We start from the raw sequence: 26,416 nt of genomic DNA, 5'->3' as shown, positions 1-26,416 counted from the left end.
CCATCCTCTTGTTTAAGACGCGTAAAAATTCTCGAAGATGCTGGAGTCATCCAGCAATACACAACCATTGTTGATCCTCAAAAAATCGGATTACAACTTATTCTATTTTCGCGTATTTGGTTGGTGGGACAAGACGCTGAAACCATCGATACTTTTATTGAGGCGATGAAAGAACTCCCTCAAGTCATGGAGTGCTATATTATTTTGGGCGAATGTGATGCGATGTTAAAAGTTGTCGTACCTGATTTGGAGAACTATCGTAAATTTCAGTCAGAACACTTAACCAAAAAAAATGGGATTACCAGTGTGAAAACGGATTTACCCAGTCAAATCATTAAACAAAGCTATCAACTGCCCCTGCAATCAATTTGACACCACAAAGCAATCGATCCGACTGACTTTTTAGATCGGACCGATTATCCATTTTGATCAAGTTAAAAAGTTAAATGTTCAATGCTTTAAGTTTTTTCAACCTCGATTTTTTCATTCAAAATTTTTTCTAAAAGTACATGCTGATCCACTGATTCACTCAATTTAGGATCACAAATTTTGAGTCTTCGTTTCAGCTCTTCCTGTAAATACAATTGATCCTCAAGTTCCAATTCAGTTTGACTAAGTTGCTGAGCAAAATGCCGAATCACACCTTCAAGTCGTTGATTTTCCTTCAATATAACGTATGCATAACCCAATACAAGCCCTTTGAAAATTTCCTGATAAGGCTTACCACGTTGAAAATTGTATGCCAATGAAGATAGTACCCGCTCACCAAAACCTAACTTACGATATGGGTCTCGTGCCACTCGATCACATGGGTCTTTATAAGCCGTCTCACAAGAGTCGATAAAACTCTTCGCCAACAATTCTAAATTTTCTTTTCGATGTGGTAGTAGATCCTTTAATCCAACTTTAACCTCATGGAGTACTGCCAACATAAATTTAGAAATTTGCTCATCAGACAGTGCAATCCCGATCGTTTCATATTGTCGAAAACTTGCAGCCCATGCTGTCATTGCATGCACACCATTCCACATGCGATTTTTGATTAACTGTATCTCTTCAATCTCTTCAACCAGAATCATTTGGCGCATTTTTTCCAATAAAGGACTATTATTTTCCGCATAAAGCGGCATATCTGTTTCGGCATGAAATAAGATTAATTCTAGATTCTGTAGAATATGCGCCGATTTGAATTTTTCGTATAGATCGTCAATATACTGAGTAGCCAATTGTTCTTGTTCAGCATTTAAACGCGTCCCTTCATCCACATCCGTCACGTCTAAATCATGCTCATCCTGCACATGTCTAAAAATGTTGTATTTGATTTTTAACTGTCTAAATAATTTTTGATCTGTAATTTTCGCTACCATTCGATTGACTACTGTATCGCAAAAATAGTGCTGCGACATGATGATATTGACCGTCTTCGCATCCGTAATTTCATGCAAAGCACTACAAATCTGTTGTTCAATTAACGATTTTGCACCTACTTTGTTCAAAACAATTAAAACTGTTAGAGGATTCAACTGTTCTTCAAAATGGATATAACGCGCATACAACCCTTGAGCAATGGTTTTAGCCTCTTGCTCGATTGCCTTTTCAGGTAAACACAGTGCAATTAAACTTGATTCAATATACATGTGCTGCATCATTTCAATATTTGATGCATCTATGACGGTTATATTGTCTATTCGCTCGTCATGAGAGTGTTGCCCATAACGAATACTGTAACCACCAAAAGTATTCACACTATTTCTATAGAGTGAATTCCGCGTTGAAGCATAGATTTGTTTTGGTCGAGTATATCCATCCCAATGAGACAATACTTGGGCAATATAGCCACCACCTATTGCCCCAAAACCATGTATCCCCACGACATGCTGATTTAAAGTCTGAGGAAAAGGGTCAAATAGAGCAGGCATTTTTAATTTTGGTGTAAATTGATTCAAATCTTCCAGAAAATCATGCATGCTTTCGTAAAAGAAATTCGCTTTTTCGAGCATGGTTGAATTAGGTTCTTTGATATCTTGAAGTAATACTGTTAATCCACCCGCTTCAAACGCCGACATCACTCCATTTTCTGAGTCTTCAAACATTAAACATAAAGTTGGATCAATGTTCAGTTGCTCAGCAGCTTTTAAGAAAATTTCTGGGTGTGGTTTTCCATTATCAACCTCATCGCCGCATACGATAATGTCGAAAAACTTATATACATTGGCATTGATTAAATACTCTTCAGCTATTTCACGTCGACTCGAAGTTGCTACTGCCATTTTCAGATTGGACTTTCTTAAACGTTCAAGAACTTGCATGAGTCCAAATTTAATCGGCACTCCGTATTTTCTTACATGCTCAAGTTCTAGCTGATCTGCTCGCTTTCTAATTTCCGCATACGGCACTTCTTGACCATATTGCTGATTTACTAGTTTTTCGGCACTACGAGCACTCAGACCCAAACAAGATAATAAATAAGCGTCTGTAAATTCGACTCCAATGAGCTCTAATGATGCTTGCTTCAACGTTTGAAAACGAAGTCGCTCCGTATCAAACATTGTGCCATCCATATCAAAAATGGCGGCATGGATATTATTTTCATGAAATTTAATCATTTACCCCTCTCCAAAAAAATTCAAAATTACTAGACAAGTGTAAAGAATTTGACTGAATCGAATAGGCAGAATAAATATATGAAACAAAATTGATTGTTATTTAATCAATATTTTTATCTTTATGTATTGAGTTGTTGGAAACAGGTAAATTTAATTTTCTACAAAGTAACAGAACTAAAATTATTAGCCCTGTTTTTTAAATGATTTTTTTCAAACTTGATTGAGCGCTGCCAAGTAATCACGATGGACGTGACTCAATTCAATAATAGGATATTGTTCTAGTTCAAAAATTTTCCAAACTTCAATAAAGTCTTCTTTCAAATCAACTCCTTGATCTGCAATAGGTCTTTCTTGCCATTGCTGATCAGAAATCCACAGATAAGTCTTAGATGCTACTGGATCAATCGCTTGGATTTTTCCTTCAGTATTAATACCCTGCACATAGGCATTGTTGGGTAGAGCAGCTTCTATCGTCGGGAGATTGATTTCCACAAAATGTTTCACCTGACGTAAACCATAGCCTGCAAAAATGTCTTTTTGTGCTGAAGAGAGTTGCTGATACTTTTGATCAATATTGTCAATCATGGCTTGACCTAATCATTCCTGCAAAATATTTTTTAATTTATATACAACTTAAATCCATCTATTAAAGTTATACCTTAAAAATAGTATTAAAAAAAATCAATTCTAAAAATTTAAGCTAAAGTTTAAGGGAAAATTATTTTTAAACGCGCAGCTTTCAAAAGCTCCATCCCAACAATACATTATTTTTCAAATAATTTTATTCGCATTAAATTAACGCATTTTATTTATATCAATGGTTATTAGCTATTTTCTGGAGCATAAAACTGTAAATTTCATTCATTTTTAGAGTGGCACATTCATTGCTTAACCAGTTTGAACTTAATCTGGGGAATGCACATGATCACATTTAAAAAAACTCTGCTTGTTGTGACGATAGCAACTTTCTTAACAGCCTGTGGTGACAATGAAAGTAGCACAAATAATTCTAACACGCCGCCTCCTGTCCCATTTAATCCTGTAGATGCAACCATTACTGATTTGCATAACTCGATTTTAAGCAAAGGTTCATCTTGTGTTGATGTTGTGCAAGGTTATTTAAATCGTATATCAGCTTACGATCGACAAGGTCCAGAGCTCAATAGCATTATTTCTTTAAATCCAAATGCACTTAAAGAAGCAGAAATGCTCGACCAACAATTTGCAAAGAATTCAAAACTTTCAGGACCTCTTCACTGTGTCACTGTACTCGCTAAAGACAATATTGATGCTGTAGATATGGCGAACACAGCAGGTTCTGTAGCATTAAAAGATAATTTTCCAAATGATGATGCCTATATCATAAAAAATATTAAAGAAAATGGCGGAATCATTTTAGGAAAAGCCAATCTTGATGAGTTCGCTTTCGGCTTTGGTGGAAAATCAACTCTAGGTGATCAAACTAAAAATGTGTATGACTTAAGTAAAGGCCCAGGTGGTTCATCATCAGGAACTGGCGCTGCCATATCTGCAAGTTTTGCAATGGTGGGAATAGGAACTGATACGGGAGGATCAATTCGTGTGCCTTCATCAGTACAGGGTCTTGTCGGTTTACGACCATCTTTACGTCTTTTGAGTCAAGATGGAATTATTCCACTGGCACCAACTCAAGATACTGCTGGACCAATGTGTAGACAAGCTATTGACTGTGCAAAATTAATGGATGCAATGATCGGATTCGATAGCTCATTAAGTTCAAATCAACGTAGTGAATTTTCACGTACTTCTCCTCTTCTAAAATCAGAGTCTGCTTACCGCGAATTGATTAATCAACCGAATAGCTACGTTCCTCATGACACTGTAAGTCTTGTAGGAAAGCGTATTGGTATAGTACAAGCACTTTACCCTTCCGAAGGTTCAACCACTCAACAGAAAGAAGACTACAATCTCGTTAAAGAAGCAATGGATAACGCAATTACTAAACTTGAAGAGGCAGGAGCGACTGTAGAAATAGTTACAATAAGCGATCTAAATACAATTTTGACACGTTATTCGAGTCTTTCAAGTGCTGAATTTAAAATATCACTTACAGAGTATTTAAAGACCACAAGAAGTATTTACCAATCGTATGAAGATTTACTCGCTAGTGGACTAATGATCCGTAACTTCAGCGGCTATAATTCTGATCCAACAAGTGCATCATATATTGAGAATTATGAGCGCAACACCACTGAAAGAAGTCCTTTCGTGCGCTTACGCATGAATAGCGCTTTAAATAATGTTGAACTAGATGGTACTCGTAAAGGCGTACAATACGACGCTTTAGCCTACCCTTCTATTACTGGGTTTGCTGGCAATTTAGGAAGTAGCCCGACCACAGGTACCAATAATCGCCTAAGTCCGTTTAGTGGTTTTCCTGCATTATCTATGCCTGCTAAATCAGTGAACTCAAGTCGCAGTAGTTATCCTATGAATGTTAACATCGAGTTTATTGCTCGTGAATTTGATGAGCCGACTTTATTTGAAATCGCAGTCGCATTCCAAAAAGTGAATCCCGCACGTATGATACCTATACACACACCAGCACTTTAAACAGATAACTTTATCATTCAGTACAGTATTAAGTATATTCAATATACTTAATACTGAGGATTAAGATTTTTGGGCTCTAGGGTGAGCTTTATCATAGACTTGAGCCAAACGATCAAAATCTAACTGAGTATAAATTTGTGTCGTAGATAGATTACTATGACCTAGCATTTCTTGAACTGCTCGTAAATCACCACTGTTTGAGAGCAGATGACTAGCAAAACAGTGTCGCAGTAAGTGAGGATGTAAATCCACATTAACACCCGCTCTTTGTGCTTGCAATTTGACTCGATTTTCAATCTGTCGATTCGTCAATCGACTCCCTTTTTTGGTCATAAAAACTGGGGAATCCAATTCAATGTCTCCACACCAGATACGATGGACTTTGAGCCATTCAATTAAACTTGTTTTCGCTTTTAAACCAAAAGGAACAACCCGAGTTTTATTTCCCTTACCTGTAATTCGAAGTAATTGTCGTGTAAAATCGATATCTCGAATATTCAATCCTTGAACTTCAGCTAATCGTAAACCACTTGAATAAAGCAACTCTAAAATAGCTTTATCTCTTAACCACAAGAGATGATCTTGAGAGGATTCAGGTGCAGGTTGATCCAAAATTTGCTGAATCGTTTCGACATCAACCATACCCGGCAAAGGCCTTGGCTGTCTTTTTAACTTAAAATCATGAATGGGATTATTCGATAGATATTTCCCTTCCACAGCCCATTTCATGAATTGACGAATGGCTGTTAAATGACGTTGTAAGCTTGCACTATTGAGTTGATGTTGTTCAACCTTATAAGCCATATATTCTCGTAAATCAGATGCTTCAACCTGATTTAATTCAATTTTCTTTTCATAACAAAAGTCAATAAAACCAGACACATCACGGAAATACGCCTCAAGCGTATGCTCAGATTGATTTTGAATCTTTCTCTCTTTCAACCACATTGACAGCAATTGCATTGCGCCATATTGCATTTGGCTTTCTCTCTATTGAATCGATGTCTAATCATCAATACTCGTGGGCATTCCAACAAATCATAAAGTAAAAAGCCCTGAATTTCAGGGCTTTTTAGTCAGGAAATAAGTTTTATTGAAAATAACGTAGATCCAAACGACCTTCATAAACCGTTGCAGTTGGACCAGTCATCCACACCACATCTCCCTCTTTCCATTCAATCAGCAATTTACCGCCGGCAAGTTCGATTTCCACATTGCTAGACAATAAACCACGGCGCATACCTGAGACAGCAGCAGCACATGCACCTGTACCACAAGCTAATGTTTCTCCCACACCACGTTCAAAAACTCGTAATCGAGCATGTTTTTCATCAACGATCTGCATAAATCCAGCATTTACACGCTCAGGAAAACGTTCGTGAGATTCCACTTGAGGGCCTATTTTAGCAACATCAGCAGTTAACACGTCTGGCACAATGGTCACTGCATGCGGATTTCCCATATTAACCACATCAATGCTGATCGTCTCATTGTCCGCTAAAGCTAAATCATATAAAGCAGCAGGCGCTTCTGCTAGAAATGGGATTTGGTTCGGTAAGAACTTCGGATACCCCATGTTCACACGCACCCATCCATTCGCACCCAACTCAGGCTCGACGATCCCCGCCTTTGTTTGCACTTTGAATTTAGTTTTATTGGTTAAATGACGATCATGAACAAATTTGGCAAAACAACGAACGCCATTGCCGCATTGCTCAACCTCAGAACCATCCGCATTAAAAATGCGATATTTGAAATCAACGTTCGGATGATCTGGTGTTTCAACAATTAATAACTGATCAAAACCGATGCCAAAATTACGGTCAGCCAAACGGCGAATCATGACAGGATCTAAATAAGCACGTTGACTGATTAAATCAACCACCATGAAGTCATTACCCAGACCATGCATTTTAGTAAATTCTAGCAACATCTATTGTCTCCTTAAGGCAATAAGGACTCACGTTCCCACAGAGACTCAATCGTTTCACGTTGACGAATTAAGTGTGCTTGATCACCGTCAACCATCACCTCTGCTGCACGACCTCGGCTGTTGTAATTTGAACTCATCACAAAACCATAAGCACCTGCACCTAAAACGGCCAAATGATCGTTCGCTTGAATCGCAAGTTCACGCTCTTTACCAAGGAAGTCACCTGTTTCACAGATCGCACCAACCACATCCCAAACTTTTTTCTCAGTTTTCGAATTTTGATTAACCTCTTGGATATCCATCCAAGCTTCGTACAAAGAAGGACGAATCAAGTCATTCATTGCTGCATCAACAATTGCAAAATTGCGATGATTGGTAGGTTTTAAAAGATCAACTTTCGTCAGCAATACGCCAGCATTCGCCGAAATACTACGACCTGGCTCCATATACACTTTAAGACCAAGTTTTTCTAATGCAGGACGTAAAGCATTTGCATATTCTTCAACTGTCGGTGGAACTTCATCTTTATAAGTCACACCAAGACCACCACCAATATCAATATGTTTGAGGTTGATCCCTAATTTTTTCAATGCTTCAATCATGTTCATGACACGATCAAGTGCATCAACAAAAGGTTGAGTTTCAGTCAATTGTGAACCAATGTGACAATCAATTCCTACGATATCTAAGTGACTTAAACTTGCTGCATACTGATAAGTTTCATATACCGAATCAGAAGGAATACCAAATTTATTTTCTTTAAGACCAGTCGAGATATATGGATGTGTTTTGGCATCAACATCTGGATTTACCCGAAGTGAAATTGGAGCTTTTACGTTAAGTTCTGCTGCAACTTTTTGAATACGGTCAAGCTCTGCATATGATTCCACATTAAAACAAGCAATACCCACTTCTAATGCTTGACGAATGTCAGCTTCAGACTTGCCCAAACCAGAGAAGACAATTTTAGAAGCGTCACCACCTGCGCGTAAAACACGTGCTAATTCACCACCAGTCACGATATCAAAACCGCAACCAATTTTCGCCAACACATTTAGAACAGCGATATTTGAGTTTGACTTCACTGCAAAACAAATTTGGTGATCGATAAAGTTAAAAGCACGATCCATATCCAAATAATGTTTTTCAAAAGTTGCTTTTGAATAAACATAAAGTGGTGTACCAAATTGCTGAGCAAGTTGATCCAATGAACATTGTTCTGCGTGCAAAACCCCTTGAATGCGAGGGAAACTCATGGATGTATCCTTTCTAAATTGCGCTGGAGAAAAAAATAAATGAATATTAATCTTGAGTAGGTACAGCATCTGCTTTAGGTTCAGCTTGATCCTGACTTGGGCGATCACTGTTTTTATAAATTAAATATTGTGCTCGCTTGTCATAGTTTGGATCACTGGGTAGTTGTAATGCACCAGTCTGACCACATCCAGCCAAGATTGAAACAACGGCTGCACTGATAACTCCGATCAAAATACGCATACCCACACCTATCAGTAAAATTTATAGAAGTATACCTTGATCATCTAATTCACCAAAGTATTTAACGCAACAGATTAATAACAGAAATAAAAAAACGCCAGTAATTACTGACGTTTCTTTTGACCTAAATTGCAAATCATTTATAAGTTTTTATTTTTTCTTATAAAAACCAAAATAACCAATGATCAGAATAACAAACCAAATCGGGCTCACCATCAATGCACGGCGAGTATCATCTTCTAAAGCCAATACTCCAATCATGCCAATAAAGAATATAGCAACAATCGCACATGTCACCAATCCACCTGGTAGTTTAAATGTCGATTTGGCATGAAGTTCTGGGCGTGTTTTGTAATACACCACATAACTCCAAATAATCATTAACCACACACAAATAAATAAAATGGTGGAAAGTGTTGTCGCTAAAGTAAATGCTTCCACCGTATTCGGTACGAAGTATTGCAGTGCTGCCCCTAGTAACAAACATACTGCTGAGAAATACAAGGCATTCGCTGGTACAGCTCGCTTATTTAGTGTTCCAAAAGCTTCAGGAGCTTGAGTCTCGCGCGACAAGCCAAACAGCATGCGGCTGGTTGAGAATACGCCACTGTTCATCGATGACATCACTGAAGACAATACAACCAAATTCATAATAATAGCAGCGGCTGCAATACCTGCTTGACTAAACAAGTTTACAAATGGGGAAATATTCGGATCAATCTTATTCCATGGTGTAACCGACATCACCACCAGCAACGACAAAACATAGAAAATAATGATTCGAATAGGAATCGAGTTGACAGCTTTCGGCAAGTTTGTTTCAGGATCTTTAGTTTCAGCTGCGGTTGTACCCACCAGTTCTACACCCACAAAAGCAAAAATTGCGATTTGGAAACCTGCCAAGAAACCGATTGCACCAGTTGGGAAAATCCCACCGTGTGACCAAATATTGCTGAATGCTGCGATTTCACCTGAAGTAGAAGTGAAACCTGTAAATATCATCCAAAAACCAACGCCAATTAGAACTACAATTGCGATAATCTTGATTAAAGCAAACCAGAATTCTAATTCGCCAAACAGTTTCACCGTAACAAGATTCAATCCCATGATAAATACGATTGCAGCGATGCTAATCATTACCCCTTCTTCAGGGCTAAAAGGCATCCCATTATTGAAGAACTGAAGGTAATAAATGATCGCCGATAAATCTGCAATACCGATGGTGATCCAACACAGCCAGTAGGTCCAGCCCACAAAGTAACCTGCCCATGGGCCAATTAAATCCGTGGCGAAATCAATAAACGACTTATATTGCAAATTTGAAAGCAACAATTCGCCTAGTGCTCGCATCACTAAAAAAACCATGAAACCGATGATCATGTAAATTACAAGAATTGAAGGACCAGCTAGGCTAATTGTTTTCCCAGAGCCCATGAACAAACCTGTTCCAATTGCGCCTCCAATTGCAATTAACTGCAAATGTCGATTGGATAGACTTCGTTGTAATTCACCATTTTGCTGAGGCGAATTTATATTTTGATCTGACATTTTCAAATTCACCAAATATATTAATCGGCACAACTTAACTGAAAAAAATCATATTTCAATAAGAAAATTAGCACGATCAATATTTTCTAATTAGTTTAAAGTATTAATTCATTTTTCTTATATATCACTAGAGTGATCAATTATTCATCATATTTATTTATCTTATTTTGAGTAAAATATTGAAAATCTTGTTGTTATATGTAAAAAATATAAGTGCAAAAAATAATCAAAAGGAATGATGTGTTTGATCGCGCAAAAGTATGGCATATCCCTTGCTTGATCATGCATGTAAAAAACAATCAGGAAAATAAGAAGGTAATTTATGCAAGAAATACAATCAATCATGGAAACACTCAGCGGCTTAGTCTGGGGACCTTATATGCTGGTGCTGATTGTTGGGACAGGTGTTTTCTTAACATTCCGTCTACTTTTTTGGCAATTCAGGATGCTTCCATTGGCATTTAAACAAGTGTTCGGGAAACACCCAGATAAAAAAGACTCGGGAGATATCTCACAATTTGCCTCACTCATGACTGCACTTTCAGCCACGATTGGTACAGGTAACATCGCAGGGGTAGCGACAGCTTGTGTGCTGGGTGGTCCAGGTGCTGTCTTCTGGATGTGGATGACTGCATTTTTTGGCATGGCAACCAAATATGGTGAAGGTGTTTTGGCGGTCAAATACCGTGTAAAAAATGAAAAAGGAGAAATGTCTGGTGGTCCAATGTACTACATTGAACGAGGACTTGGCGCGAAATGGAAGTGGCTCGCAGTCCTCTTCGCATTATTTGGTACATTAGCATCCTTTGGTATTGGTAGCTCAGTTCAATCAAACACAGTGGCACTAGCAGTAGAAAATAGTTTGGGTATAAGCACGCTCACCACTGCCATCATTATTACAATTTTCTCTGCATTGGTGATTTTAGGCGGCATTAAGTCTATTTCCAAAGCATCCTCAATTATTGTTCCAGTCATGGCCCTAGGCTATGTCATTGGCGGGCTAATTATTATTTTCAATAACCTTGAATTAGTTGTTCCTGCTTTAAAAATGATTTTTACCTATGCATTCACAGGTGAAGCGGCAGCAGGTGGTGCGATTGGTGCGGCGATTCGTTACGGTGTTGCCCGTGGTGTATTCTCAAACGAAGCAGGTATGGGTTCAGCGCCCATTGCAGCGGCAGCAGCAAAAACTGATCACCCTGCCCGTCAAGGCCTAGTTTCAATGACAGGTACATTCATTGATACGATTATTGTGTGCTCAATTACGGGTATTGTTCTTGTTATGGGTTTCATCATGGCAGGACAAACATTTGGTGATCAAACTGGGGCTGTTTTGACCATTAGTGTTTTTGACAAATTACTACCAGGATTTGGGGGCTGGGTTGTTACGTTCGGAATCATCTTTTTTGCTTATTCAACTATTTTAGGTTGGAGTTATTACGGTGAAAAATGTTGCACCTATTTACTGGGTGAAAAGTCAGTATTTATTTATCGTCTCATTTATATTGCTTCGGTATTTGTAGGCTGTGTCGTCACACTTGATTTAGTTTGGCTTTTCGCAGACACCTTCAATGGTTTAATGGCAGCACCAAACTTAATTGCCTTATTGTTACTTTCTGGAGTTATTGCAAAAGAATCTAAAGATTTTATTGAACGACGAAAATCTGGTGAGCTTTATTAAACAAATTAATAGAATCAAACCAATATAAAAGCCTCATTGATGAGGCTTTTTTATCTTTTCACGAAAATTTCTGATCGTTCAAATTTTGTTTTTCCTCTTGATCCTTTGCAATTTCTTCTGCTACCTCCAAGCTCAATACAAAAAATAGAACATGTTCAATTTTCATATTGCCTTGTTCATCTTCAAGATAATTTTTAACCAGCTGATACTGCTTATTTTGCTCATCAAAAGGAATATCTAGATATAGGTCACCCAGATAGCTGTCAATTTCATCCTCACCAGACAAACCTAGACATGGCTTAAATTCAATTTCATGTTGTTCAAGCCATGTAATCACATGATCTCGAATACTTTCTTCCTCATTCTGATCATCCGTGTAATTCTCAAAATGAATAAACAGCACATCACGCTGTATTTCGCGTGCGATGGCATCAATATGTTGGGCGTACAAACGCATATCAAATAACTCAGTCGATTCTTGATATGAGTATAAATCAATTCATGATTGCTTTAATTTAATATCTCGTTAAAGCACACGTCATGACTTGTCTTATTGTTTTAAAATTTGATCAATATTTTTTGTTTTCGTGACCTTTACTCAGTATGCTCAGCATATAGAAATTCAAAAAACCTATATTAAGTTATGGCTAAAGCAAAAAGTGTATATCGCTGTGAACAATGTGGCGCAGATCATCCTAAATGGGCAGGTCAATGCTCAGAATGCGGAGAATGGAACAGTTTAGTTGAAGTCACCATTGCCCCTGCGATTACGCATCGTGCAAATCCAAAAATTGCAGGTGGTTATGCTGGTCAAGCAGCATCAATCACTACATTGAATCAAGTTTCAGTTTCTCACGAAACACGTTTAGCAACAGGGATTGGAGAATTTGATCGCGTTTTAGGCGGAGGGCTTGTTACTGGTTCAGTTGTACTGATCGGTGGTGACCCTGGTATTGGTAAATCAACAATTCTTTTGCAGACGGCAACCCATATGGCTGCCGCGAAAAGTTCCGCCCTATATGTCACTGGTGAGGAATCTTTATCTCAAGTTGCATTACGTGCCAATCGTTTGGACCTCCCAACTGATCAATTAAAAGTGATGGCTGAGACGTGCGTAGAGCGTATTTGCGAAGTATTAGCGCATGAACGACCTGCTGTCGCGATCTTAGACTCGATTCAAACTTTATACACTGAAACTTTACAGTCTGCGCCAGGCGGCGTTTCTCAAATTCGAGAATCTGCAGCCCTTCTAACACGTTTTGCGAAGAACAGCGGAACAGCATTATTTATTGTGGGTCATGTGACCAAAGAAGGTGCTTTAGCTGGCCCTCGTGTTTTAGAACACATGGTCGATTGCGTACTTTATTTTGAAGGTCAATCTGATTCACGTTATCGAATGATTCGAGCTGTTAAAAATCGTTTTGGTGCAGTCAATGAACTCGGTGTTTTTGGGATGACCGATAAAGGGCTTAGAGAGGTTGCCAATCCCTCAGCCATCTTTCTTAGCCGATATGATGAAGCGATTCCTGGTTCTATCGTCATGATTAGTCGAGAAGGCACACGTCCACTCTTAGTTGAAGTGCAAGCCCTAGTAGATGACGCGCATGGTCAACCTCGCCGTGTTGCATTGGGTCTTGAGCAAAACCGTTTGAATATGCTACTCGCCGTCATGCACCGACATGGTGGTGTTCAAACTTCTGGTCAAGACGTATATGTGAATGTTGTTGGTGGCTTAAAAATTACTGAAACAGGTTCAGATCTCGCCGTCTTATTGGCTTGTGCTTCAAGTTTGAGAGCAAAAGCGCTCCCTCAGCAATTGGCTGTATTTGGCGAAGTGGGTTTATCGGGAGAGATTCGTCCCGTACCTAACGGGCAGGAACGTTTAAAGGAAGCGATTAAGCACGGGTTTAAATATATTATAGTCCCTAGAGCGAATGCACCACAAAAGGATATTCCTGGTGTTCGCATTATCGCCGTTGCCCGTCTACATGAAGCTTTAACTGAAGCGATGAGCTTAGCGGATGAACATTAATTCAGCTGATCAATTTATTTAACTAAACACTGTGTATGAATACTGAAAAAAATTGAGGTTTAAGTTGAAATTTAAGCTAAAAGACTGCATAAATACAGTGTGAAATTAACTTTTTAAAATAGGAATTTTAGATGGAAGTTCGACAGCGTAGTTTAGTTGCGGGTATTTTAATGGCGACACTCATGGTAGCGCCTTTTGCAGAAGCAAAACGTGCTGGTGGTGGTAAAAGCCATGGTATGAGCCGTTCTGCTGCTCCAACCCAATCATATCAGCAACCACGTCAAGCTACTCCTGCCCAACAACCTGCTGCTCCAGCGACTGCACCTCAAAAGTCTGGTCCTGGTGTTGGTGGTATGGTCGCTGCTGGTGTTGCTGGTGCTGCAATTGGTGCAGTCGCAGCAAATGCTTTAGCAGATGATGATACTGTTCCAGCGAGTCAAGCAGAAGTTGCTGCACAACCTGAGGAAGAAGGTGGTATCCCAAGTTGGGTTTGGTTGTTGATTATTGCTGCTGCTGCGTTCTTCATCTTCCGTAAATTCGGAGCAAAAAAAAATTAGCGGCTAACAACCCATATGCACCAAACAGTTCAGGTCCTCAATCTGCACCGTTTGGTCAAACTGCTGCACCTCGCCCTTCAGTGTCTAATGACAATACCAATATTTTTGGTCAATCTGTGGGCGGTGGTACAGCTGCATCTCAAGCGCCATTTGGTCAAGCACCACAAGCTCCTTTTGGTGCAGCAACAATGTCTAGTGGAAGTCAGCTACCTGACGGAACTGAACCAGCTGCTTTCTTACGCATTGCACGCCAACGCTTCAACCATATTCAATCGATGAATACGGCAAGTAATATTGCTGAGATTCAACGTTATTTGACGCCTGATCTTTATCAATCGATGTATAACGATATCATGGCTAACCAAGATCAAGACGTAGCTGAGTTTTCAAATCTGAATGCTATGGTTGTTGATTCTGCGACTGAAAATGGTCAATACGTTGTTAGCGTTCGTTTCACGGGTACGGTAAGTGAAGACTTAAACAGCCTTCCACAACCGTTTGCTGAAGTCTGGCATTTCGTTAAACCAGCGGGTTCTAGTCAAGATTGGTTGGTTGCGGGCATTCAACAGGAAAGCTAATTTTATTCTCTTAAAAAGCCAGTGAACCACTGGCTTTTTTTTTGTTTCGTATACTGTTTAATCACTGTTGAGTGAATTCAATTCTGCATGTATTAAAACCCTATCTCACCGTCACTTAGGAATGCATGACCGCATTTAAATCACTAACTAAGTAGCAGATTTATTCAGATCCATTCAAAGGTTTGAAACAATATAGAATCTAAGAATTATAAAAAAGCCCCATTACTGGGGCTTGTTAATTTAACGACGAGGTAATGGAATATACTGGCTATTACGATCGCTGGTTTCAGCTGGTCGTTCACCAATAACCACTTCCGTATTGATACTCTTACCTTCACGTAAAATCTCAATTTTTGCAGAGGTATTCGGTGATTGCATTGCAACATAATTAATCAATTGTGATGGATTATTGATCTCCTGATCATTTACTTTCATGATCCGATCACCGACTTTAATCTTAGCTTTATCTGCAGGACCAGACTCATAGACGCTGCTCACAATTACCCCCTTCTCACGAGGTTGTAATACATCGAGTTGCGTTGGATTCGCCAAACCAATACCTAGCCACCCACGAATCACTCTGCCTTCTTTTAATATTGAATTCAGAACTTGCTGACAGACTTTAGCAGGAATAGCAAAACCAATTCCTAAAGACCCACCCGATTGCGAGAATATTGCGGTATTAATCCCAATCAAATTACCCGCAACATCAATGAGTGCTCCTCCAGAATTTCCTGGATTAATAGCAGCATCGGTTTGAATAAAATCTTCATAGAAATTTATACCCAATCCCGAACGTTCTGTCGCAGATATGATCCCTTGCGTGACTGTTTGCCCCACGCCAAATGGATTACCAATTGCGAGTACAACATCTCCAACCTCGTTTCCACTCAGTTTGAAAGGAAGCACTGGTAGTTTGTCCATTTCGATTTTAATGACTGCTAAATCAGTGTCAGGATCTGTTCCAATCACTTTGGCTTCTGCTCGACGACCATCATACAACGCCACAATAATCTGATCAGCCTGTGCAATCACATGATTATTAGTCAGAATATAACCATCAGGTCGAACAATCACCCCTGAACCCAAACTATTTTCATTTGGTCCTTGTCCAAAACGTTCTGGTAATTGACCACCAAAAAATTCTCTAAAAACAGGATCATTTAGAATCGGATGATCAATTTTTTTAACAGTTTGTGTTGTAAAAATATTGACGACTGCAGGTGCTGCAACCTTTACCGCAGCATTGTATGAAACCACTCCCCCAGAACGTGTCGTATCCACTAAAGGTTCTACTTTTTCAGCCGGCATTTTATAACCATCAGCTGCTATTTGAGGCTTTGGTTGATTTAGCTTTTGCCACGTGACAAAACTAATAATTACAATGATGAGTAACACCCATGGTAACCATGTAAAGGACCGGCGCACTTTAATATCCTCTGAGAATTTTAATTTATTGATGAGAAAAGTATTTATGACAGCATATTGTAATCAAAAAAATTTATATACCTAAAATTGTGAAAATAGTTTTGTTCGGCTTTAGTTAATATTAAAAATATGCTTTGATCTTTATATTTTCACAGACTTAAGAACATTATGGTAAAGCTAAACGACATTATCCAATGGTGTGATCAGACCCTAAAAGCCAATGAATTTAAAGATTACGCTCCTAATGGTCTGCAAATCGAAGGCAAAACAGAAGTAAAGCGAATTGTTTGTGCTGTATCGGCTTCTCAATCAGCCATTGATGCTGCAATCGAGCTGCAAGCTGATGTTTTATTGGTTCACCATGGCTATTTTTGGAAAGGTGAGCCATCTCCGATTACAGGAATGCGTGGCAAACGAATTAAATCACTCATTCAACATGATATTTCATTATTAGCTTATCATTTACCTCTAGATAGCCACCCTAGCTTGGGAAATAATGCAGCGATAGCAGATTTACTTCATCTTGATCAACTTGAAGCACTTGATCCGAATGAACGTCATCCCATTGGAAATATCGGCTATTTAAAAAATGCAATGACACCAGATGAGTTCAAAGCTTTTGTGTCACAACAACTTAATTATGATCCGATACATTTGATGGCTGATAAACCATGTATTCAAAAAGTTGGATTTTGTACTGGCGGTGCTCAAGACTTTATCACTAAAGCTGCCGAACAAAATTGCGATGCTTATATTTCAGGTGAAGTCAGTGAGCGTACCTTTTATCAAGCTGTAGAATTAGATGTGCATTATTACGCATGTGGACATCATGCGACTGAACGTTATGGTGTTCAACGACTAGGTCAAGCAATTTGTGAACAATTTGGTCTTGAATATCATTACGTTGAACTCAATAATCCTATTTAAATTGATTTAACCACGCGTTTTAAATTGGAGTGAGCTTATACGTATTAATTCACGCTTTATTCTGTATTCTTATTTATAAGTAATGCGCAAAATATGGTGAGAATCTATTACAATAAGTGCACTTCGATGTAAAACCCAGCACAATGCAAGGAACTTAAAACATGACAACGATTACTTTACCAGCTCTTCCGTACGGTTACGAAGATCTTGCTCCACACATCAGCAAAGAAACTTTAGAATACCACCACGACAAACACCACAATACTTACGTTGTTAATCTAAACAACCTTATTGCAGGTACTGATCTTGAAGGTAAAACGCTTGAAGAAATCATCAAAGCTTCTGTTGGTGATGCTTCTAAAGCAGGTATCTTCAACAACGCAGCACAAGTTTGGAACCACACATTCTACTGGAATTGTATGGCTAAAAACGGTGGTGGTAAAGCGACTGGTGCTTTAGCTGCTAAAATTGACGAAGCTTTCGGTTCTTACGAAAAATTTGCTGAAGAATTTGCTGCTGCTGCTACAACTCAATTCGGTTCAGGTTGGGCTTGGTTAGTTGCTGATGAAGTAAATGGTAAACTTTCTATCATGAAAACTTCAAATGCTGATACTCCACTTGCTCATGGTAAAGTAGCTGTATTAACGATCGATGTTTGGGAACATGCTTACTACATCGACTTCCGCAACGCTCGTCCTAAGTATATTTCTACTTTCTTAGAAAGCTTAGTGAACTGGGATTACGCTAATGCGAAATATGCTGGTCAAGAAGCTGGCGTAGAAAAATAAGATTTAACCGTCTTATTAGGTTTAAAAAACCATCCTTTTAGGATGGTTTTTTTATTATTTACATCAATTTGAGTATTAATAAATCAAACTATTCATTTCTTTACAATAATTGGTTGACGACTAGTAATTTCAACCCTAAAATGCGCATCAGATTCTCCAATAGCTCAGTCGGTAGAGCGACGGACTGTTAATCCGCAGGTCCCTGGTTCGAGCCCAGGTTGGAGAGCCAATCTAATCTCCCATAGCTCAGTCGGTAGAGCGACGGACTGTTAATCCGCAGGTCCCTGGTTCGAGCCCAGGTGGGAGAGCCAAGATTCTAAAAACCCAAGCATAATGACTTGGGTTTTTTTATGCCTAAATTTTTGATTTGCTATAGAATTATTCTAATTTTATAAAAAAGTCTAAAAATGAATACACCTTGGCTTAAATCACTGATTTTCTGGTCTCTACTTGTTGGCAGTCTCATTTTTATATTTCAATGCACTCAGAAATCTGAACATAATAAAGTAGCCCCTACACTTATGTATGAACGTTTGTATCACTGTACTTCGGAATTATCCTCTGAGCACGCACTCCTAATCAAAAAAATTCAAAATGAGTTAAATGTGGAATCATCACAACAGACCATGATGGAACTCATGAGTTTATGTCGTAAAGCGAACCCACTGAAAAGCAAAGCAGAGTATGTCCATTTATTAAAAAAGCTATAGATCGTTTCACTTAGATTAAATTTAAATCAGTTGATTCATATTTCTAATATTTTTCAATGTTAAGGCTTGACCTCTCTTCATTTGACTCATAGAATGCGTACCAGATTCTCCAATAGCTCAGTCGGTAGAGCGACGGACTGTTAATCCGCAGGTCCCTGGTTCGAGCCCAGGTTGGAGAGCCAAGATTCTAAAAACCCACTCAATCGAGTGGGTTTTTTCTTATATGTGCTTTTATTTACGAATTCCTGTGTTTCAATCCAGTCAAATTACTTTCTTAATTATTGGTGTTATTGCAACCCTTGCCCTGCTCACCATTATCTTTCAACAATTATTTAAAAAGCCACAACGCTTTTACCCCAAACGCATTATTACCGCATTTGAAAGTAAAATGTTTTTTAGATTAAAAGAGAGTTTTCCGCAATACCATGTGCTTGCTCAAGTCGCTTTTAGTGCTTTAATCACAAACCCTAGTCTAAAGATTCGAGCTAAATTCAATCGAAAAGTGACTGATTTTGTCTTACTGGATGATCAGCTTAAAGTTGTCGCCATTATCGAACTCGATGATCCAAGTCATCTTGGTAAGGAACAAGAAGATGCTGAACGCGATCAAATGTTTTATGAAGCAGGATATCGAGTATTTCGCTATAACGATATCCCAAGTGTTCAAAGTCTCAAAAAAGACATTCTTGCTAAAAAATAATTAGTTCAAAGGCTCTGCTACAGACGAAGCATTCTGCTCAAGTTGCTCTTGTTTTTCTCTAGCTTCAATTCGCGCGGCTTGTTCTGCACGTAAACGATCGTACTCTGCTTTGTTCTTTGCATCACTCTTTACTGCAAAAAAAGCAATCGCAATGATAAGCAACGGGATAAGGGGGCCTAGACTTGCCAATAAAATAAATTTAGTGGTGAATTTCTTTTTTGATGAAGTCATCGACAAAACCTGAGTCATTGAGTCCGAGGCAATATAACAGAATAAAGTCATAGAAAAAACTTTAGCTTTAAGGGTCAACTAGGATGCAACACCCTAGCTGACATAGTCACGTTTAGCGCACCGATAAATACGATTTAATAAAATCAACAACCTCATCATTTTTCTCAACAATCGCTTGTGTATGCGATGCTCCTGCCACAATATCTAATACAACTGGAGGTTGAGTCCCCAATCCATTTAACTGATTTACTAATTGTTGTGTTACTTGATATGGGACAGCGGTGTCATTTTCACCTTGAACCACATAAACCGGTTTCATGAGTTTTTGAGTTCCAGGCTGATTATTACTTAAAAAACTACTCACCACTGGATCATTTTCAAAGCCAACCTTTAACCCAGGATAGTCCATTACTTTTTGTGTTGAATTTGATTCCAAATAAGTCTTAATATCTTTACTAAACTCATCAATTAATGGCATCAAGCATAGGCCATTTTCACCAGTCGACCCCTCAGCTTTCTCTGCCACAGCTTGAGACCTAGATTGGAATATCGTTGCTAATGAAAATCTAGGTTCATATGCTTTAATCCCGACACCTGTATAAGCAGCATAAGCTAATAGCTCTGAATAAATAGCGATTGCCAAATCTCTATTTTGACTTTCTATCGCTGAAATGGCATTTGGTGCGACTTGGGTAATAATGTAACCCAAACTTGATGCTGGAGCAGTCGCTACAGCCCCTTTGTAATACGGATCATTATTGGCATATTGTGCAATTCCTAATGATGCATGACCACCTTGGGATTGGCCGACAGACATCCAAGATTTATTTAATTGTGATGGATATGCTTGGTGAACTGACTTTATTGCATGAATCGCAGATTGTGCAGCACTAGATAGATGAAGATAAGGATGAATCCCTTTAACTCCCAAACCTTCATAATCAGGTGCTACAATGACATAACCTTCTTTAAGAAGACTGTTCGCTAAAATTTCAAAATTTGAATTAAGTACATTATTGCTTGGTGCACATTCGTCTCCAACACCAGTTGTTCCATGTGCCCATACCACCACTGGCCATCCTGCTGCTGGCTGAGCAGTTTTAGGAAACATGACCATTGCTGTAGCCTCAGTTTTCTGACCCAGAACATTCGGCATTAAATAAGTCATAATCTGGATTTTGGAAGCTTGCTCTAGACTATCTTTTTGATAAGCTTTCTCAGCAATAAACACTTTTTCTTGAAAAATATTTTTATCATCATCACTATTACAAGCCGTTAAGAGTAATGCTGCCGTACAGCACATTGCGATAACCGTTTTTTTAATCACATACTTCATAATTCTTTCCCTTCATTATTATCACTCTCCATGAGTACTTTTAATTAAACATAAAAAAAAGCATCCGACTAGGATGCTTAATAACTTTATTTGTACTTAATATTCAGTTTATATGAACGCAATAAAAATACCCATAAAGATCATCACCCCTACCCATCGGTTATGTCTAAATGCCCAGAAGCACCATTGCGGATCTTTATCACGTGTTTTGGTCCATTGATAGATGAAATCACCTACCACGAGCACTAATGCGATTAATCCATAAGGGACAAGTATGTGTTCAAGCCATAGTGCAGTACCAATTAAAATAACACTCATCGCCTGCAATAAACTGATAATTTTAATATCATTTTTTCCAAACAAAATGGCCGTCGACTTAACCCCAATCTTTAAATCATATTCGCGATCCGTAATTGCATATTGAGTATCATAAGCTACAGTCCAAGCCAAATTACCGAAATAAAGTAGCCAACACGTCCAATCCAAAGGCTTCCCCATTGCAGTAAATGACATCGGTATACCCCATGAGAATGCCATCCCCAGTACCACTTGAGGTAAATGCGTATAGCGCTTCATAAATGGATAGATGAAAGCAAGTACCAGCCCAATTAAGGCACAATAAAAAGTTTCAATAGGCAGGAAAAACAATGTACAAGCACTTGCAGCAACCAGTGCGATAAACACCCAAACTGCTTCTTTTGCCGAAATCACACCTGTGGCTAATGGACGATTTTTGGTTCTTTCTACGTGTGCATCCACTTTACGATCAGCAAAATCATTAATGGCACATCCCGCTGCACGCATAAAAATAGTGCCACATACAATGGCAAGCAGTGTCACTAAATCAGGTATTCCACCAGCTGCAATCCACAGCGCCCATAAGGTGGGCCACAGGACTAACTCAGTACCAATTGGCTTATCGAAACGACATAAATAGTAATAAGCGCTTAAACGCTCGCGCCAGGTGATTGCTTGTGCGGTTGCCATAAAGTCTAGCTCAATGAGTTTTTATAAAACGTTCAAATGCTGGTAAAAATGTTTCTTGGACAATAAATTTACAGCCATGCCAAGTATAACAGCTCTGTCTAGTCCATCCATCCTCAAGTAATATCACGCGACGTTGGCATTGCGGTTCTGTGCGTTGGAATAGGAATCGACCTATGGGCTGATTTCCAATATGTTGAAAGAGACGTGCTTTTTTTTGAAGGCTGGTAATTGGGAAAATAGATTTCGCTTTTACCCACGGTTCACACTCAGAACCAAATAAATGAGTCTCTCTAACCCAAGAAGTATGCTGATGTGATACACCCATCCAGCTGGCATCATGAAAATTTAAACGTTGAAATCGTTCTTGGATTCGTTGAACTTTGAATGTTCCATCAGCTAAATCTGTCAGTTGTTGGGTAAGTGAGCCTGAGGCGTACAACCATTTTTTTAACTCAGGACACATTAATTTTTCCTGATGATTAAATTGACGGCTTTCAAGCATATTTCAGACTACCATTATTTTATACTCTCAAGTGTACCCAAGCTTTAGAACTAATGCACCAAACCTATGGTTTAGTTTAAGGCATCACACTCACACATTTCATACTGCACCCCCCAAAAAAAATGCTATAAACATTCATTCGTAAACAACTTCATTAAACATGCTTAAATTTAGCTTGTACTTATTTATATCACTGTTATTTCTTTCCCAAGCTCATGCTCGTCAATTAGCACTGAGTTTTGATGATGGATTAAATCCAACTATCGATCCTACTGCTCCACACATTAATCAACAAATACTAGCGCATTTAAAATCCAAAAATATTCAATCGATCATTTTCACAAGTTACATCAAAATCGGTGACAATGCGGGTAAAGACTTAATACGTCAATGGGATAAACACGGACATATTGTCGGCAATCACAGTGCTTTTCATGAAAATTTAAATAAACCTGAAATTTTGGCGAAAGACTACATCAAAAGCATTAGAATTAATGAATTAGTTTTTCGTGATTTAAAAAACTTTAGGAGAATCTTTAGGTACCCTTATCTCAAAGAAGGCAATAATATTGCGAAAAGAGATCAAGTCCAACACTGGTTAAAGCAAAATCACTACCAACATGGTGGTGTCAGTATTGATGCAAGTGACTGGTTTTATAATCAAAAATATCTAGCGTATCTAAAAGCAGGTAAAACGTCACACATTAAAAGATTGAAGCAGGCTTATATTGATCATCTTCTTGATCGAGCAGAATATTATGATTCACTCGCATTACAAACTCTTCAACGCTCTCCTCAGCATGTATTGTTACTCCACACGAATGCGATTAATGGACAGTTTCTAGGCGAGATCGTTTTAGCCTTAGAAAGCAAAGGGTGGACAATAATCAATGCAGCAGATGCTTATGCTGATTCGCTATATCAGAATTTCAGCCCTAATATCCCCGCTGGGGAGAGTATTATATGGTCTATCGCCAAAAGCCAAAATATTGAAAGTTTAAGATATCCTGCTGAGGATGCACCTTATGAGCGTGAAAACTTACTCAAATATGACTTGGATGATCACAAGGAATAAATCTTAGTTTTAGGCGCAGCTACACACATTCAAGCATTGTCAGATTTTGCAATCACTTCAAATTTGCCTTGTGGCGTTTTTACTAAAATAAAACCTTCGGCACTGATATAAAATTCATGTGGATAATCAAATTGTAAAGCCAAATCAGGATTTCTTAGTTCAAGAAATTGTGCCTGCTTATAGCCTTCGATGGTTCTGCCAACTTCCAAATAGGTCACTTCAGAAAAATTGAGCTTGAATCCTTTTTCGTGATCACTTGGATCATTCCAAGGAAAAAATCCCGTGTGCTTTTTACGTGGCTTTGCCATGAAATATTTCTCATATTTGACTACATTTATTTTAACTCAAAACACAAAAAAACCCGCGCATTGCGCGGGTTTTTTACAGCGAAATTCGTGAACGAATTACAGGCTGTAGTACATATCAAATTCAACTGGGTGAGTTGTCGTATTAAGACGACGAACTTCTTCAGTTTTAAGCTCAATGTAAGCATCAAGCATTTCTTTAGTGAATACGCCACCTTTAAGTAGGTAATCGTGATCCGCTTGAAGAGCTTCTAAAGCCATATCCAAGCTGTGTGCAACTGTAGGAATTTTTGCTTCTTCTTCAGGAGGTAGATCATACAAATTCTTGTCTGAAGCTTCACCTGGATGAATCTTGTTTTGAATACCGTCGATACCCGCCATTAACAATGCAGCAAAACCTAAGTACGGGTTCATCATTGGATCTGGGAAACGTGCTTCAATACGTTTACCTTTCGGGCTAGAAACGTATGGAATACGGATAGAAGCTGAACGGTTACGCGCTGAGTAAGCAAGCATAATTGGCGCTTCATAATGTGGCACTAAACGCTTATACGAGTTTGTAGAAGGGTTAGTAATCGCATTTAATGAGCGTGCGTGCTTGATGATACCGCCAATGAAATACAATGCCATTTCTGAAAGGCCTGCATATTCATCACCAGCAAACAAGTTCTTGCCGTCTTTAGAAATTGACATATGAACGTGCATACCAGAACCGTTATCACCAACCATTGGTTTAGGCATAAACGTTGCAGTTTTAGCATATTGATGAGCAACGTTCCAAACAGCATATTTAAACTGTTGTACTTCATCAGCTTTACGAACCATTGTGTTGAAGCTCACACCAATTTCTAATTGGCAAGATGCAACTTCATGGTGATGTACTTCTACACGACCTGGCCCCATGATGTCTTCAATTTTCGCACACATTTCTGCACGCATATCGTGGTGAGAATCAACTGGAGGCACTGGGAAGTAACCACCTTTAACGCGTGGACGGTGGCCTGAGTTACCTGATTCGTAAGAATTACCTGTAGACCAAGCAGCTTCTTCAGCGATTAATGTATGGCGAGCACCAGACATATCGATGTCCCATTTAACTTCGTCAAATACGAAGAATTCTGGTTCTGGACCAAAGAAAGCAGTATCACCAATACCAGTAGATTTTAAATATTCTTCTGCACGGCGAGCAATTGAACGTGGGTCACGGTCATAACCTTGACCAGTAGATGGCTCAATAACATCACAAGTCACCACTACAGTTGGCTCTGCAAAAAACGGGTCGATAAAACCTGTTTCAGCATCTGGACGTAAGATCATGTCAGACGCTTCGATACCTTTCCAACCAGCAATTGAAGAACCGTCGAACATTTTACCATCTTCAAAAGTATCTTCATCGATAGTATCTGCTGGGTAAGTAACATGTTGTTCTTTACCCTTAGTGTCCGTAAAACGGAAGTCTACCCATTTTGCGCCACTTTCTTGGATGAGTTGTAGGACCTTGTTCGCCATGCTCATTTTGCTCCGATGATTTTTTGTTGCACATTTAGTGCGTGTTAGTAGTTGGTAGTTTTAAAGCAATTACCGTACCAACTTTTAAAAGCAAAGCTAAAATCTTGAAATCCTTATCAGATTAACAGCTTTATTCACTTTGCTTTGTGACTATTATACTGTGCTTAAAACTAAATGCACCATATTCAGGCACAGTTCATCGTAATAAAAAATATTTATTTACAACCTGTATCAAAATGGTGCATCCCAGAGCATGATCGTTTAATTATTAAACTTAAAGTCAAGTTTATTTAGGGATTTAATTGCTTAATTTACCAAACGATATATTTTATAAATTTTTATAAATTAGAAAAATGGATCAAATTTTCAGACACATGCATTTAATGCCTTGTTTTATATATCAATAATTAAAAAGCTTTAATAATTATTTTTTACTTGAAAGACTAAAATTCCAACTCAATCATGACTTTATTAATACACATCGAGCCATGATGAATCTAAATTTTGTGCATCATATTAGTTCAGTAAAATTAAATATCTTAGATAAATGATGTAAAAGTGAACGACCGCGAGACTAAATCTTATAAATTATAAATTTACTGAGTGCATTTTGTTTGTTTGTTTTTAAAACAAATCTTACTCATCAAACAGAATGATTAAAAAAACTTATGAACAACACGTATGAGCTTTTAGATTCAGATCAATATTTCATTTATTAGCGCTCTTCACCTAGAACCATTCATTCACACATTAATTTGATTTAAGTGATCAATATTGCTGATGTTTTGAACCCCAAAATTTAACCTGCGCTGATAAAAGAATCTGCTATGATAACTGCCACTTAATCGCTTTGGGTTACTAGACAAGGATGCAGTCAACACTCTGTGATGCATC

General features: G+C 38.5%; 23 protein-coding genes, 3 tRNA genes and 1 pseudogene. 12 read left to right on the top strand and 15 right to left on the bottom strand.

The genetic code is table 11. The annotated features are described in order from the left end of the window. Positions 1-372 (top strand): Lrp/AsnC family transcriptional regulator (locus CL42_RS08170; RefSeq protein WP_035267048.1); only part of this gene is annotated, 372 nt, incomplete at its 5' end. 86 nt (positions 373-458) lie between these two features. Here the strand turns inward: CL42_RS08170 and mtlD are convergent. Further along, positions 459-2,606, bottom strand: coding sequence for a bifunctional mannitol-1-phosphate dehydrogenase/phosphatase (mtlD, locus tag CL42_RS08165; RefSeq protein ID WP_035267046.1), 2,148 nt, complete (start codon positions 2,604-2,606; stop codon positions 459-461). A gap of 210 nt (positions 2,607-2,816) precedes the next feature. Continuing rightward, positions 2,817-3,191 carry a hypothetical protein gene (locus tag CL42_RS08160; protein ID WP_035267044.1) on the bottom strand — a complete coding sequence of 125 codons (375 nt, stop codon included), beginning with the start codon at positions 3,189-3,191 and terminating at the stop codon, positions 2,817-2,819. 336 nt (positions 3,192-3,527) lie between these two features. Here CL42_RS08160 and CL42_RS08155 point away from each other — a divergent pair, with 336 nt between their 5' ends. Beyond that, positions 3,528-5,198 (top strand): amidase, encoded by a 1,671-nt coding sequence (locus tag CL42_RS08155; RefSeq protein ID WP_035267042.1) that lies wholly within the window; start codon positions 3,528-3,530, stop codon positions 5,196-5,198. Positions 5,199-5,258: 60 nt separating this feature from the next. On the opposite strand, the gene CL42_RS08150 is transcribed toward CL42_RS08155, so the two are convergent. The 5 genes from CL42_RS08150 to CL42_RS08130 all read right to left on the bottom strand — a co-directional run bounded on the left by CL42_RS08150 (position 5,259) and on the right by CL42_RS08130 (position 10,176). Further along, positions 5,259-6,176: a tyrosine recombinase XerC gene (locus CL42_RS08150; RefSeq protein ID WP_035267040.1), complete on the bottom strand. Its 918-nt coding sequence runs from the start codon at positions 6,174-6,176 to the stop codon at positions 5,259-5,261. 112 nt (positions 6,177-6,288) lie between these two features. Further along, positions 6,289-7,131, bottom strand: coding sequence for a diaminopimelate epimerase (gene dapF / locus CL42_RS08145; RefSeq protein ID WP_035267038.1), 843 nt, complete (start codon positions 7,129-7,131; stop codon positions 6,289-6,291). Between the two features lie 11 nt (positions 7,132-7,142). After that, the gene (gene lysA / locus CL42_RS08140; protein WP_035267036.1) at positions 7,143-8,387 is read right to left on the bottom strand and encodes a diaminopimelate decarboxylase; all 1,245 of its coding nucleotides are present in this window, start codon (positions 8,385-8,387) and stop codon (positions 7,143-7,145) included. A 46-nt stretch (positions 8,388-8,433) separates the two neighbouring features. Continuing rightward, positions 8,434-8,628 carry an LPS translocon maturation chaperone LptM gene (gene lptM / locus CL42_RS08135; RefSeq protein ID WP_035267033.1) on the bottom strand — a complete coding sequence of 65 codons (195 nt, stop codon included), beginning with the start codon at positions 8,626-8,628 and terminating at the stop codon, positions 8,434-8,436. A gap of 150 nt (positions 8,629-8,778) precedes the next feature. Continuing rightward, positions 8,779-10,176 (bottom strand): amino acid permease, encoded by a 1,398-nt coding sequence (locus CL42_RS08130; protein ID WP_035267030.1) that lies wholly within the window; start codon positions 10,174-10,176, stop codon positions 8,779-8,781. A 322-nt stretch (positions 10,177-10,498) separates the two neighbouring features. On the opposite strand from CL42_RS08130, the gene CL42_RS08125 reads away from it, so the two are divergent. Then, entirely contained in the window at positions 10,499-11,857 is a 1,359-nt protein-coding gene (locus tag CL42_RS08125; RefSeq protein ID WP_035267028.1) for an alanine/glycine:cation symporter family protein, read from the top strand. Between the two features lie 58 nt (positions 11,858-11,915). On the opposite strand, the gene CL42_RS08120 is transcribed toward CL42_RS08125, so the two are convergent. Next, a complete protein-coding gene (locus tag CL42_RS08120; protein WP_035267025.1) occupies positions 11,916-12,314 on the bottom strand; it encodes a hypothetical protein in 399 nt (132 codons plus the stop codon). A gap of 186 nt (positions 12,315-12,500) precedes the next feature. On the opposite strand from CL42_RS08120, the gene radA reads away from it, so the two are divergent. Together radA and CL42_RS08110 are read left to right on the top strand one after the other, a co-directional pair. Continuing rightward, positions 12,501-13,889 (top strand): DNA repair protein RadA, encoded by a 1,389-nt coding sequence (gene radA / locus CL42_RS08115; protein WP_035267023.1) that lies wholly within the window; start codon positions 12,501-12,503, stop codon positions 13,887-13,889. A 131-nt stretch (positions 13,890-14,020) separates the two neighbouring features. Beyond that, positions 14,021-15,024 (top strand): annotated as a pseudogene (locus CL42_RS08110) (Tim44 domain-containing protein). A 240-nt stretch (positions 15,025-15,264) separates the two neighbouring features. Here the strand turns inward: CL42_RS08110 and CL42_RS08105 are convergent. Further along, on the bottom strand, positions 15,265-16,452 hold the full coding sequence (locus tag CL42_RS08105) for a trypsin-like peptidase domain-containing protein (protein ID WP_035267020.1): 1,188 nt from the start codon (positions 16,450-16,452) through the stop codon (positions 15,265-15,267). A 168-nt stretch (positions 16,453-16,620) separates the two neighbouring features. Here CL42_RS08105 and CL42_RS08100 point away from each other — a divergent pair, with 168 nt between their 5' ends. The 6 genes from CL42_RS08100 to CL42_RS08070 all read left to right on the top strand — a co-directional run bounded on the left by CL42_RS08100 (position 16,621) and on the right by CL42_RS08070 (position 19,577). Next, positions 16,621-17,379 carry a Nif3-like dinuclear metal center hexameric protein gene (locus CL42_RS08100; RefSeq protein WP_035267018.1) on the top strand — a complete coding sequence of 253 codons (759 nt, stop codon included), beginning with the start codon at positions 16,621-16,623 and terminating at the stop codon, positions 17,377-17,379. A gap of 161 nt (positions 17,380-17,540) precedes the next feature. Continuing rightward, positions 17,541-18,167, top strand: coding sequence for a superoxide dismutase (locus CL42_RS08095; protein WP_035267016.1), 627 nt, complete (start codon positions 17,541-17,543; stop codon positions 18,165-18,167). Positions 18,168-18,320: 153 nt separating this feature from the next. After that, positions 18,321-18,396 (top strand) — tRNA-Asn (locus CL42_RS08090). Positions 18,397-18,402: 6 nt separating this feature from the next. Next, positions 18,403-18,478: transfer RNA gene (locus CL42_RS08085), tRNA-Asn, on the top strand. 505 nt (positions 18,479-18,983) lie between these two features. Then, a tRNA-Asn gene (locus CL42_RS08075) sits at positions 18,984-19,059 on the top strand. A 65-nt stretch (positions 19,060-19,124) separates the two neighbouring features. After that, entirely contained in the window at positions 19,125-19,577 is a 453-nt protein-coding gene (locus tag CL42_RS08070) for a DUF2726 domain-containing protein (RefSeq protein ID WP_035267051.1), read from the top strand. On the opposite strand, the gene CL42_RS08065 is transcribed toward CL42_RS08070, so the two are convergent. From CL42_RS08065 to CL42_RS08050, 4 genes are all read right to left on the bottom strand, one after another. After that, the gene (locus CL42_RS08065; RefSeq protein WP_051586562.1) at positions 19,578-19,808 is read right to left on the bottom strand and encodes a hypothetical protein; all 231 of its coding nucleotides are present in this window, start codon (positions 19,806-19,808) and stop codon (positions 19,578-19,580) included. A gap of 112 nt (positions 19,809-19,920) precedes the next feature. Continuing rightward, positions 19,921-21,144, bottom strand: coding sequence for an alpha/beta hydrolase family protein (locus tag CL42_RS08060; protein ID WP_035267011.1), 1,224 nt, complete (start codon positions 21,142-21,144; stop codon positions 19,921-19,923). A 108-nt stretch (positions 21,145-21,252) separates the two neighbouring features. Then, the gene (ubiA, locus tag CL42_RS08055; protein ID WP_035267008.1) at positions 21,253-22,131 is read right to left on the bottom strand and encodes a 4-hydroxybenzoate octaprenyltransferase; all 879 of its coding nucleotides are present in this window, start codon (positions 22,129-22,131) and stop codon (positions 21,253-21,255) included. Between the two features lie 10 nt (positions 22,132-22,141). After that, entirely contained in the window at positions 22,142-22,633 is a 492-nt protein-coding gene (locus tag CL42_RS08050) for a chorismate--pyruvate lyase family protein (protein ID WP_035267005.1), read from the bottom strand. 160 nt (positions 22,634-22,793) lie between these two features. Between CL42_RS08050 and CL42_RS08045 the strand changes: the two genes are divergently transcribed. Further along, entirely contained in the window at positions 22,794-23,708 is a 915-nt protein-coding gene (locus CL42_RS08045; protein ID WP_035267002.1) for a polysaccharide deacetylase family protein, read from the top strand. 29 nt (positions 23,709-23,737) lie between these two features. On the opposite strand, the gene CL42_RS08040 is transcribed toward CL42_RS08045, so the two are convergent. Beyond that, positions 23,738-24,016, bottom strand: coding sequence for a hypothetical protein (locus tag CL42_RS08040; protein WP_035267000.1), 279 nt, complete (start codon positions 24,014-24,016; stop codon positions 23,738-23,740). A 96-nt stretch (positions 24,017-24,112) separates the two neighbouring features. Then, on the bottom strand, positions 24,113-25,528 hold the full coding sequence (gene glnA / locus CL42_RS08035) for a type I glutamate--ammonia ligase (RefSeq protein ID WP_171076768.1): 1,416 nt from the start codon (positions 25,526-25,528) through the stop codon (positions 24,113-24,115). Between the last annotated feature and the right edge of the window lie 888 nt (positions 25,529-26,416).

Source organism: Acinetobacter sp. Ver3, from assembly GCF_000632455.1.
Classification (GTDB): domain Bacteria; phylum Pseudomonadota; class Gammaproteobacteria; order Pseudomonadales; family Moraxellaceae; genus Acinetobacter.
Note: the sequence above shows the minus strand (reverse complement) of the source record. Positions and strands in the feature narration are given on the sequence as shown.